Annotated in this window: 9 protein-coding genes; 5 read left to right on the top strand and 4 right to left on the bottom strand. The window is 73.4% G+C overall.

The window, feature by feature from the left end:
- Positions 1 to 119: 119 nt before the first annotated feature.
- Both PV341_RS36045 and PV341_RS36040 read right to left on the bottom strand, forming a co-directional pair.
- Positions 120 to 560, bottom strand: a complete 441-nt coding sequence (locus PV341_RS36045) for an SRPBCC family protein (RefSeq protein ID WP_499513952.1) — start codon at positions 558 to 560, stop codon at positions 120 to 122.
- A 47-nt stretch (positions 561 to 607) separates the two neighbouring features.
- Positions 608 to 1,642, bottom strand: a complete 1,035-nt coding sequence (locus tag PV341_RS36040) for an ATP-grasp domain-containing protein (RefSeq protein ID WP_500325502.1) — start codon at positions 1,640 to 1,642, stop codon at positions 608 to 610.
- Positions 1,643 to 1,925: 283 nt separating this feature from the next.
- Here PV341_RS36040 and PV341_RS36035 point away from each other — a divergent pair, with 283 nt between their 5' ends.
- Positions 1,926 to 2,915, top strand: a complete 990-nt coding sequence (locus PV341_RS36035) for an alpha/beta fold hydrolase (RefSeq protein WP_500325500.1) — start codon at positions 1,926 to 1,928, stop codon at positions 2,913 to 2,915.
- 64 nt (positions 2,916 to 2,979) lie between these two features.
- Here the strand turns inward: PV341_RS36035 and PV341_RS36030 are convergent, their stop codons facing one another.
- Both PV341_RS36030 and PV341_RS36025 read right to left on the bottom strand, forming a co-directional pair.
- Positions 2,980 to 4,518: an MFS transporter gene (locus tag PV341_RS36030; protein ID WP_500325498.1), complete on the bottom strand. Its 1,539-nt coding sequence runs from the start codon at positions 4,516 to 4,518 to the stop codon at positions 2,980 to 2,982.
- Positions 4,515 to 4,922, bottom strand: coding sequence for an antibiotic biosynthesis monooxygenase (locus PV341_RS36025; protein WP_500325496.1), 408 nt, complete (start codon positions 4,920 to 4,922; stop codon positions 4,515 to 4,517). The genes PV341_RS36030 and PV341_RS36025 overlap by 4 nt, the downstream gene beginning before the upstream one ends.
- Positions 4,923 to 5,334: 412 nt before the next feature.
- Here PV341_RS36025 and PV341_RS36020 point away from each other — a divergent pair, with 412 nt between their 5' ends.
- From PV341_RS36020 to PV341_RS36005, 4 genes are all read left to right on the top strand, one after another.
- Entirely contained in the window at positions 5,335 to 6,627 is a 1,293-nt protein-coding gene (locus PV341_RS36020) for an NAD(P)/FAD-dependent oxidoreductase (RefSeq protein WP_500325494.1), read from the top strand.
- Between the two features lie 15 nt (positions 6,628 to 6,642).
- Entirely contained in the window at positions 6,643 to 6,909 is a 267-nt protein-coding gene (locus tag PV341_RS36015; RefSeq protein ID WP_499513958.1) for an acyl carrier protein, read from the top strand.
- Positions 6,893 to 7,786 (top strand): thioesterase domain-containing protein, encoded by an 894-nt coding sequence (locus PV341_RS36010; RefSeq protein WP_500360021.1) that lies wholly within the window; start codon positions 6,893 to 6,895, stop codon positions 7,784 to 7,786. The genes PV341_RS36015 and PV341_RS36010 overlap by 17 nt, the downstream gene beginning before the upstream one ends.
- Before the next feature lie 36 nt (positions 7,787 to 7,822).
- Positions 7,823 to 11,410: beta-ketoacyl synthase N-terminal-like domain-containing protein (locus PV341_RS36005; protein ID WP_500360020.1), on the top strand; the 3,588-nt coding region annotated here is incomplete at its 3' end.

The raw sequence follows: 11,410 nt of genomic DNA, 5'->3' as shown, positions 1-11,410 counted from the left end.
GGGGCCACCCCCGGGCCGAAGGTTGGGGGAGGGCATGTGACGACACGGCCCAGCGGCACACGCTTGCGGCCCGTCGCGGTCCGTGCGCGGCGGGCCGCACGGACCGCGCGCAGTGCCGGCTAGTGCTCGCGCTCGACGAGGTCCTTGAAGCGTTCGAGGTCGTCACGGACCGTGCGCTCGATCGCGCTGACCTGGGCGAAGCCCTTGGGGCCGCCGAAGGCGTCGCGGATCTCGGCGGGGTCGTACTCCATGCGCACCTGGACGCGGCTGTGCTGCTCGTCGATCGGGAGGACCGAGCACGTCCCGGTGATCTCGGCACCGCCGCTGGTGCGCCAGGTCATCTCCCGGGTGTCGCTCCGGGCCTTGGTGCGGTCGGAGAACTCCGCGTCGAGCAAGCCGCCACCGGTCCCCGACACGCCGAGCCGGGCCTTGCCGTCCCCGGTGGCGCCGGCCTCCCGGACACCCGCGACGAACTGCGGGTACTCCTCCAGGCGGTGCAGGTGCTGCCACGCCACCTCGGTCGGCACGTTCAGGTCGATCTGCTCTTCGAGTCTGCTCATGAGCTGCCACCTGCCTTCCTCCCTCCAGCGTGCCCCCCGGCCCCGGCTCACGCCACGTTGACCTCCGGGACGTCTGGGAGGCGAGGGACGTTTGGGACCTCGGTGACCGCTTCCGTTACGGCGACGCGGCCGCCGAGGCGGGGGGCGGCGCGGAGCCCGGCGTCGCCCTGGGTGAGCAGGCGGACGGCGGCCCAGGGCAGGTTCACGCCGGTGAAGGCGGTCTGGAAGATCCCGGCGGAGGGGCGCGGGTTCGCCTCCAGGAGCACGGGCTCGCCCTTGCGGTGGCGCAGCTGCACATTGGAGAGGTAGGCGAGGCCGAAGTGCCTGACGAGGCGACGGGCGATCTCCGTGATGGCGGGGTCGTCCAGCAGGAGCCGGTAGCGGCCCTCCTTGGCCCGGGGGATCGCGGCGAGCAGTTCCCCGCCCGGGGCGGACAGGCAGTCGACGCTGACCTCGGGGCCCTCCAGGTACGGCATGACGATCATGCTGGGCACGTGCTCGCCCTCGTCGGCGGCCCGCTTCATCGCCTGGGCGACCGCCTCGACCGAGGCCATCGGCCTGGCGGGGGCGAGCAGGTCACGGATGTCCATCGGCCGGTCTTCCAGGATACGGAAGCCGAAGGCCGAGTACTCGCCGGCGGGCTTGATGCAGACGGTCTCGCCGGTCGCGGCGAGCTCGTCCACCGCGTCCCGCAGGCCGTCGGCGTCCCGGACCACCCGCCACGGCGGCACGGGGATGCCGGCGGCGAGCGCCTCCTGGTACGTACGGCTCTTGCTGGTCAGCACCTTGACCGAGGCCGGTGGCGAGCACATCAGCCGGGTCCCCGCGGCGGCGAAGTCGCCGGCCCGCCCGGCGAGCGCGGTCAGCCGGCGCGGCGGGACGAGGACGTCGATGCCGTGCCTGCGGCAGAAGTCGAGGGCGAATTCGGCGTACGCGTCGTCGCCGACGTGGCGGGGCTCCACCTCGGCCACGTCGCAGGCGGCCAGGGCGGGTGCCGAGGGATCGACATTGCTCCCGTAGACGCGGACGTCCACGGAGTCGGGGTTGCCGCGCAGCATCCGCATCACCTGGGTGGTGGCCACCCCCGCGCTGCTGAGCCATATTCGGAGGGCTATCGGACGCTCCCCTCATGCATGCGGCGCGGCAGGAAGGCATGCGGGAGCGCACCTTTTCCGGCCGTCCGGGATCTTGTGTGAGGCGGATCATATCCGTGTTCGATGACGCCGGTGTTTCACGTCCGCGGAGCCCACGCGAAGGGCGGACGACCCGCCGTCACTCGTCCGTCCCCCGGGAACGAGCGGGACGGCCGCGGCGGGCCAAGGCTGGGAGGCGACAGCAGCCCCTCCGGCCGGAAGAGAGAACAGCATGGCTGGGCCGTCCTCCCCCGCTCCGCTGCACCGACGCCACATAGCCCGCGCGGGAGCGCTCGTCGCGGCCCTCGCCTCGACGGCGCTTGCCGCCGCCCCCGCCCTCGCCTCGTCGGTCGCCGACGGCGCCGCCGCGGGCCGCGGTGCCCGGCCGACCGTGGTGCTGGTGCACGGCGCCTTCGCCGACGCGTCGAGCTGGAGCCCGGTCGTCGAGCGCCTCGAGAACGCCGGCTACAAGGTCGTCGCCCCCGCCAACCCGCTACGGGGCCTGGTCGGCGACTCCACCTACGTGGCCAGTGTGCTGAAGAGCATCGACGGCCCGATCGTGCTCGCGGGCCACTCCTACGGCGGCGCGGTGATCAGCGGTGCCGCGGCGGGCAACCCGAACGTCAAGGCACTGGTCTACGTCTCGGCGTTCATGCCGGACGCGGGGGAGACCCTGGGCGCGCTCTCGGCCAAGTTCGCACCGAGCGACCTCGCCTCGGCGCAGCGTCCCGTGCCGTACCGGGACGGGTCGGGCAGCGGCACGGACATCTACATCCGCGACTCCGTCTTCCGCAAGGTCTTCGCCGCGGACCTGCCCGTGGCGGCGACCCGGCTGATGTCCGCCGAGCAACGGCCCATCGCCCTGCGGGCGTTCACTGACAAGGCGCCCGGCGCAGCGTGGCGGACCATCCCCTCGTGGGCGCTGGTCGCCTCCGCCGACCACGCCATCAACCCGGCCCTCGAACGCTTCGAGGCCAAGCGCGCGGGCTCGCACACCGTCGAGGTCGACTCCTCGCACGTCGCGATGCTCTCCCACCCCGACGCCGTCGTGCGCATGATCCGCGAGGCCGCCGACAGCACCGCGTCCGGTTCCGAAGGCGGTCCCGCACTCGCCGACACCGGCCCCCGGGACGAGGTCCTCACCAGCGTGGGCGGCGTCGCGAGCGTCGCCCTCGTGGCCGGCGCGGTGCTCGTCGCGGCGGTGCGGCGCTTCCGCCGCTGACCGGCGGCGCGGTGGGGGCGCCGCCCCCACCGCGCCGTGTGCCGTCAGCGGGCCCGGGTCCGCGCTACGCCGCGGCCGGCTTGCGGGCCAGGAACACCGCGGCCAGCACGGCCGCCGCGAAGGACACCCCGGCGACGACCCACAGGCCGGTGTGGATGCCGACCGTGAAGGACGCGCCGATCGCGTCCGTCACCGCGGGTGTGGAGCGGCCGCTGCCGCTTCCGCCGCTGCGCGCCACCGCCACGACCGCGTCGGCGACCGGCGGCGGCACATGGGCGGCCGTCAGCCGCTCCGGGAGCGCACCGATGAAACGGACCGCCAGGACGGCACCGAGCACCGAGGTCGCCAGCACCGAACCGATCTGCCGGAACGCGGTCACGGCGTTCGACGCGGCACCCATCTGCGCGGGCTGCACCACCGCGAAGGCGGCCGCCGTCGACGGCGCGACGACCAGCCCGCTGCCCAGACCGGCCAGGGCCAGGCCCACCGCCGTGATCGCGTACGCGCTGTCCGGCTGCTGCCGCACCAGCACCACGGCGGCGGCGGCCGTCACCAGCGAACCGGCCGCCAGCAGCCGGGCGGCGCCGACCCGCCCGGCGATCCGCTGGGCGACCAGGGTGGACAGCACGAAGAAGACCATCGCGGGCAGCAGCCGCACGCCCGTGGCCATCGGCGCCACGGCCTGCACCCGCTGCAGGAACAGCACCTGCAGGAAGATGACGCCGACGAACGCGAACAGCGCCGCCGCGGCCACCACCAGCGCCGCCGACACCCGCACCGAGCCCATCATGCGCACGTCCAGCATCGGCACGTCCGTACGGCGCTCCACCAGCACCAGCGCCACCAGCGACACGACGCCCACCGCGAGCGCCGCCACCACCACCGGGTCGTCGTACCCGGCGCGGCCGCCGACCGCGATCCCGTACACCAGCGTGCCCAGGCCCAGCACGGACAGGCCCTGGCCGGGCAGGTCCAGCGGCCGGTCGGGCACCTTCGACTCGCGCACCGCGTACAGCGTGACGGCCACCGTGACCACCGCCAGCGGGGTGTTGACCAGGTAGACCGCGGGCCAGTCGAAGCGGTCGAGCAGGGCGCCGCCGAGCAGCGGCCCGAGGGCCAGGCCGAGTCCGGACACCGACACCCACACCGTGATGGAGCGCAGCATGCGCGGCAGGTCGACGAAGAAGGTGGTGGTGATGATCGCCAGCGAGGTGGGCAGCACCAGCGCCCCGCCGACACCGCTGACCGCCCGCCCCACCAGCACCTGCGGGAAGCCGCCGGCGGTGGCCACGACCAGCGAGCCGGCCGCCAGCGCGACCACGCCGGTCAGGAACACCCGCCGCCGCCCGTAGCGTTCGCCGAGCGCGCCGCCCGACAGCACGCACGCGGCCACCACCAGGGTGTAGGTGCTGGACACCCAGCTCAGGTCGGCGGGGGCGACCTGCATGTCGACCTGCAAGGCGCGCAGCGTGGAGATCGCCGCCGTCACCTCGATGAACGACATGAACAGCCCGAGGCAGGCGGCGAGCAGCACCAGCCGGCCGCGCGGGATCACCGGCTTCTGCGGCGCCTGCGCGGACGCGGCGCCCGTCACGGTGCTCACTGGGCGCGCTCCTTCTCCGCCAGGCGCCGGGTGGCGTCGTCCCAGGCGACGGGCAGGGCGTCGCGGGCGGTGGGGTAGAAGACGAACACCGAGCGGTCCATCACCTTCCGCAGCCGCGCCACGATCCGCGCGTGCGGGTCGGTGCGGGCGAAGGCGTCCAGCGCCTCCTGGTCCCGCCACGCCGACAGCGTCCAGAAGGTCCTCTTCAGCGGCTCCGCCCGCAGCGAGGCACCGACCACGCCGGGTGCCGACCGCACCTGCTTCCACACCACCAGCGACAGCAGGAAGAAACGGGGCACGCTCAGCAGCGACTTCACTTGGAGCTTGGAGGCCATGACCACGGCCTCACCGGAGCCGGCGGACTCCTTGGCGGCGGCCCCGGGCATCCAGGGAATGGTGGGCATGGCAGCTCTCTCCTCTTCGGTACGGGTGCGCGGCCGGTGCGCGCCGTCACGGCGGGAACCCCCGCCACCCACATGAGTCCCTCCCGCGGGCCTTCCGGACACCTCCGGGAGGCCGATAGGCCGGTCCGCGCGGCAGTTGGCCTGTTCGCGCCCCCGGTGCCCCCCGGGCACCGATCCGGACACCCGGGACGGGGCGCATCGGCGGCCCCGATGGGCCGGAAACCGTCGATGATGCGGTGTTTGACCCTCCGGCCCGGGCCGCCCTACGTTCCCAGTGCGCCGCCCGCCGCGCCGATCCGCGCGGGACACGGACGACTTCACGCCTTCAGAGGTCCCAGCCCTCTGCGCTCCAGCCGCCGTCGCCCAACGCGACCGGTTCCTGAGAACTGCTCGAGCCGAGGGGCTGCCTGTCATGACCACCCGTGTCGCTGTCGTCGGGGCCGGCATATCCGGCCTGTCCGCCGCGTACCACCTGCCCGACGACGTCGAAGTCACCGTCTACGAGAAGGAGGACCGGCCCGGCGGCCACGCCCTGACCGTCGAGGTGGAGGAGGACGGCCGCACCATCGGGATCGACACCGCCTTCGTGGTCTTCAACTCCCGGACGTACCCGCAGCTGAGCGCCTTCTTCCAGGAGATCGGCGCCACGGCCCTGGACCACACCGGCGGCTTCGACTTCTTCGACCTCGACCGCGGACTCGACTACGGCACTGCCGAGTTCGAGCTCACCGAGGAGGAGATCGCGCGGCGCTACCCGGCTGACTTCCTGCCGCTGTGGCGGGACGCCGAGCGCTTCCACCGCGAGGCCCCCCGCGACTTCCTGCGCAAGCGCACCGACATGGCCCTCGGCGAGTACCTGGACCGGGGCGGCTACTCCGACGCCTTCAAGTACGGCTACGTGGTGCTGCTCGCCACCGCCGTCTGGTCGGTGCCGGCCGAGCTCATCTGGGAGATGCCGGCCACCACCGTCATCGCCTTCTTCATGTCGCACGACCCGGGCGGCCTCGGCGGCCGCTCGGTGGCGTGGAAGACCGTCTCCGGTGGCAGCGTCGAGTACGTCCGCCGGGTCGTCGCCGCGGTCAACGGCACGGTCCGCACCGGCAGCCCGGTCACCAGGGTCCGGGAGGAGGCGGGCCCGGACGGCGGCGTCGTCATCGGCACCGCCGACGGCGAGGAGCGCTACGACTACGCGGTGCTCGCCTCGCACGCCGACCAGACCCTGGCGATGCTGGAGCGGCCGACCGCGCTGCAGGCCGACATCCTCGGCAAGGTCCGGTACAGCTCCACCCGGGCCGTCCTGCACACCGACCCGTCGGGCATGCCGCCGGAGCGCGCCCGCTGGCAGAGCTGGAACTACGGCCTGAAGACCGTCGACGGCCGCACCCGCACCTGGGTCGCGTACTACATGAACTCCCTGCAGGGCTTCACCGCCCGCGAGGACTACTTCGTCACCCTCGACTGCCCGGTCGTCCCCCGCGACGAACTGGTCATCCGCGAGCTGCCGTTCACCCACCCGGTGATCGACCTGGACGTGCGCTCCATGCAGCGCACCATCTACGCCGTCAACGACACCGGCCGGATCAAGCTCGCCGGCTCGTACTTCCACTCGCCCAGGATCGGCCACGACCTGATCGGCTCCCACGAGGCCGGGTACGTCTCCGGGCTCAAGGCCGCCGAGTCCATCGCCCGCGACATCAAGAAGTGAAGTGAGGGAATCCCCATGCAGCGTGTCACCGCCGAGGAAGCGCAGGCCTGGCTGGTCGAGAAGCTCGCGGTCCGGCTGGAGGTCGAGCCGGCCCAGATCGACGTCGACCGCTACTTCGACGAGTTCGACCTCGACTCCACCGAGGCGCTGATCCTCGCCGGCGAGCTGGAGAAGTGGCTCGGCTTCGAGCTGGAGGCGACCGCGCTCTGGTACCACCCCACCATCGCCGCGCTGTCGGAGCACATCGCCGAGGAGAACGCCCGCCATGTCGCAGCGGCCTGACCGTACCGCCCCCCGCCCGGTCCTCACGCCGCTGCGCGAACCGGCCGGCGGGGCGGCCCGCCGGCTCTACGCCGTCCACCCGGGTGCACTGGCGCCCACGGCGTGGCAGCCGCTCGCCGACCGGCTGCCCGCGGACACCGCGCTGTGGCTGCTCGACCTCGGCACCATCCCGGAGTTCTTCGCCGCCGCCCTCGACCCGGACGCGGCCGCGGACACGGTCTCCATCGCCGGCCTGGCGGAGCGCTGCCTGTCCGAACTCACCGCCTCCGCGCCCGCGGACGCGGCGTTCTCCCTGGTCGGCTGGTCCTTCGGCGGCGTCGTCGGGTTCGAGATCGCCGCCCGGCTCGACGCCGCGGGACAGGGCGCCCGGCTGGAGGAACTCGTCCTGCTCGACAGCATCGCCCCCGTCCCCGCCTTCAAGCGCGCCGTCGAACTGCTGGACCCCGCGATGCTCCTCGACTGGTTCGCCATGTACCTCGGCGCCAAGCGCGGCCGCCCGGTCGTCCTGCGCGTCCCGCCGGTCGCCGACACCGACGAGGGCCTGCCCGCGCTGCTTGCCGCGGCCACCGCCCAGGGCGTACTGCCCCCAGGCACCGAACTGGCCGGGCTGCGCAAGCTCTACGCCGCGTACCACGGTGGGCTGCTGCGCAACAACCGCTGCACCGCACCGTACGAACCCGCTCCGCTCGACCGCACGGTCACCCTCGTCAAGCCGGAGCGCTCCCTGCTCCCGGACCGCGGTGACCTCGGCTGGAGCCGGCTCAGCACCCGCCCCGTGCGGCAGCTGGGCGTCCCCGGCGACCACTACACGATGCTCGGGGAACCCACCGCCGTCGCCGTGCTCGCCGGACTGCTGGCCGACCCGGCCGTCGCCTGAGCACTCGTGGATCCGCGCCCCCGCCACCCGGCGCCCATGACCGAGAGGACCGTCGTGCATCACTCACGTCTGGCCGAGACACCGATCGCCATCGTCGGGTTGGCCGGCCTGTTCCCCAAGTCGCGCGACCTGCGCGAGTTCTGGCACAACATCGTGGACGCCCGCGACTGCATCGAGGACGTCCCCGCGAGCCACTGGAACGTGGACGACCACTACGACCCGGACCCCGCCGCCGAGGACAAGACCTACGCCCGGCGCGGCGGTTTCCTGCCGGAGGTCGCCTTCAACCCCATGGAGTTCGGCCTGCCCCCGAACACCCTGGAGGTCACCGACATCCTGCAGCTGCTGTCGCTGACCGTCGCGCGCGACGTGCTGCGCGACGCGGGCACGGACGGCGCGGACTGGTACGACGCGAGCCGGACCGGCGTCATCCTCGGCGTCACCGGCGCCAACTCCCTCACCCAGCCGCTCTCCGCGCGCCTGCAGACGCCCGTGCTGAAGGAGGTCGTGCGCAGCGTCGGACTGAGCGAGGCCGACGCCGAGGAGATCGCCCGCCGCTTCAAGAAGGCGTACGTCCCGTGGGAGGAGAACTCCTTCCCCGGCATGCTCGGCAACGTCGTCGCCGGGCGCATCGCCAACCGCTTCGACCTCGGCGGCACCAACTGCACCGTCGACGCCGCCTGCGCCAGCTCGCTGGCCGCCGTCAAGCTCGCCGTCAGCGAGCTGATCGAGGGCCGCGCCGACCTGATGATCACCGGCGGCTGCGACGCCGAGAACACGATCCTCATGTACATGTGCTTCAGCAAGACCCCGGCATTCTCCAAGAGCCAGGTCATCAAGCCGTTCGACGAGTCCGCCGACGGCACGCTGATCGGCGAGGGCATCGGCATGCTCGCCCTCAAGCGGCTCGCCGACGCCGAGCGCGACGGCGACCGGGTCTACGCCGTGCTGCGCGGCATCGGCACCTCCAGCGACGGCCGCTTCAAGTCCATCTACGCCCCGCGCGCCGAGGGCCAGCAGCTCGCGCTGCGGCGCGCCTACGAGGACGCGGCCGTGCCCGCCGGCTCCGTGGAGCTCTTCGAGGCCCACGGCACCGGCACGGCGGTGGGCGACCACACCGAGCTGTCCGCCCTCGGGTCGTTCGTCACGGAGCAGCCCGGCTCCGGTCAGCTCGGCTACGCCGCCATCGGCAGCGTCAAGTCCCAGATCGGGCACACCAAGGCCGCCGCGGGCGCGGCGGGCCTCATCAAGCTGGCGCTCTCCCTGCACCAGAAGGTGCTGCCGCCCACCATCAACGTCGACCGGCCCAGCGATGCCGTCGACCCCGTGCGCACCCCCTTCTACGTCAGCCCCCAGGCACGCCCCTGGGTCCTGGACCCCTCACGCGACAAGCGGCGCGCCGCGGTCTCCTCCTTCGGCTTCGGCGGCACCAACTTCCACATGGTGCTGGAGGAGCACGACCCCGCCGCGGCCCGCACGGTGCTCGGCCCGGTGGCCCGCACCGGCCTGTGGCACGCCGCCGACCCCGAGGCGCTCGCCCGCCGCCTGGAGCAGGGCGCCGCCCCCGACCCGGCCGGCCGGGTGCCCACGGGCGACGCGCGGCTCGGCATCGTCGCCCGCGACGACGCCCAGTTCGAGGAACTGCGGGCCGCGGCCGTGGAGCTGCTGCGCGCCAAGCCCGAGGCGTCCTCCTGGCAGCACCCCAAGGGCATCACCTACCGCCGCGCCGGGCTCCCGTCCGGGACGAAGACGGCCGCCGTCTTCGCCGGGCAGGGCAGCCAGTACGTCGGCATGGGCCGCCGGGCCGCCCTCGCCCTGCCGCCCGTCCTCGCCGCGTACGACAGGGCCAACCGCATCAGCACCGGCCCGCAGACCCTCGGCCGGGTCGTCTTCCCGCCGCCCGCCTTCGACGACGCCACGCGTGCGGCCCAGGAGGAGGCGCTGCGCCGCACCGACTTCGCGCAGCCCGCCATCGGCGCCCTGTCGGCCGGGCAGTTCGCCTGGTTCCGCGAGCTCGGATTCGCCCCCGACGGGGCCGTCGGCCACTCCTTCGGCGAGCTCACCGCCCTGTGGGCGGCCGGCGCCCTCGACGACGACGGCTTCGCCGAACTGGCCCGCGCCCGCGGCCTGGCCATGGCCCCGCCACGCGCGGCCGCCGCCGACTTCGACCCGGGCGCCATGGCCGCGATACGCGCCGAACTCGGTGAGGTGCAGGGGCTCGTCGCCACCTACCGCAGTGTCGCCATCTGCAACATCAACGCTCCCGGCCAGGTCGTCGTCGGCGGCCCCACCGCCGAGATCGACCGCCTCGTCGCCGATGTCGCCGCCCGCAAGATCCCCGCCAAGCGGCTCCCGGTCTCCGCCGCCTTCCACACCCGCTTCGTCGCCCACGCCGCCGAGGCCTTCCGCGAGGCCGTCGACCGCGTCGGCCTCGGGGCGCCGAGCATCCCCGTCTACGCCAACACCCCGGGCGCCGCGTACGGCACGGACGCCGACGCCAACCGCGACACGCTCGTCGAGCAGTTGCTGCAGCCCGTCGCGTTCCAGACCCGCATCGAGGAGATGTACGCCGACGGCTACCGCGTCTTCGTCGAGTTCGGGCCCAAACGCGTGCTGTCCGACCTCATCGACCGCATCCTCGACGGGCGCGGCGACGTGGTCTGCGTCGCGGTCGACGGCGGGCCCAGCAAGGACGGCGAGATCTCGCTGAAGCGGGCCGCCGTCGAACTGGCCGTCCTCGGCCTCCCGGTCACCGGCATCGACGACCACGCCGAGCCGCTCCCGGACGCACCCGTCCGCAAGGGGCTCACGATCCCGCTGCGCGGCGTCAACTACGTCTCCGACGCACGGCGCGAGGCGTACGCGAAGGCCCTGTCGGAGCCGGGTGTCACCGTCGCGCCGCGCAGGGCGGAGCCCGCCGCGGCTCCGGAGGCGACGCCGTCCGACGCGCTGGGCGACGTCGTCCGTGAGGGCCTGGGGCTCCAGGCCGAGATCCTGGACGCCCACGTCGCGACCGTCCGCGAGGCGATCACGTCCCTGGAACGGACCGTCCGCGCGGGCGGCCACCCCGACACGGACGCCGCACTGCGGCTCATCGAGCAGCACGGCAGCTCCATCACCACCGCCCACGAGCGCGCGACGCGCCTGCTGATCGACACCCTCCGCGGCGACGCCGCGCCCGCGCCGGCCGCGCCCGCGCCCCAGACCGTGCCCGAGGTCACCCCTGTGGAGACCGTTGCGCCCGCGCCTGCTCCTGTTGCTGCCGACACTGCGGTGTTGGTGGCGTTGCTTGAGGTGGTGGCGGAGAAGACGGGTTATCCGGCGGAGATGCTGGAGCCGGGGATGGATCTGGAAGCCGATCTGGGGATCGACTCGATCAAGCGGGTGCAGATCATGGGGGCGCTGCAGGAGCGTTTCCCGGTGTCGGGGGACATCGATCCGGAGCGGCTGGGTGAGCTGCGGACGTTGGACGACATCGCCGGGTTCCTCGGTGGTGTCGCTGCGCCGGCACCCGTGGAAGCCCCTGCTCCTGTTGCTGCCGACACTGCGGTGTTGGAGGCGTTGCTTGAGGTGGTGGCGGAGAAGACGGGTTATCCGGCGGAGATGCTGGAGCCGGGGATGGAT

It is taken from the genome of Streptomyces sp. PA03-1a, from assembly GCF_033792805.1.
Taxonomy (GTDB): domain Bacteria; phylum Actinomycetota; class Actinomycetes; order Streptomycetales; family Streptomycetaceae; genus Actinacidiphila.
Note: the sequence above shows the minus strand (reverse complement) of the source record. Positions and strands in the feature narration are given on the sequence as shown.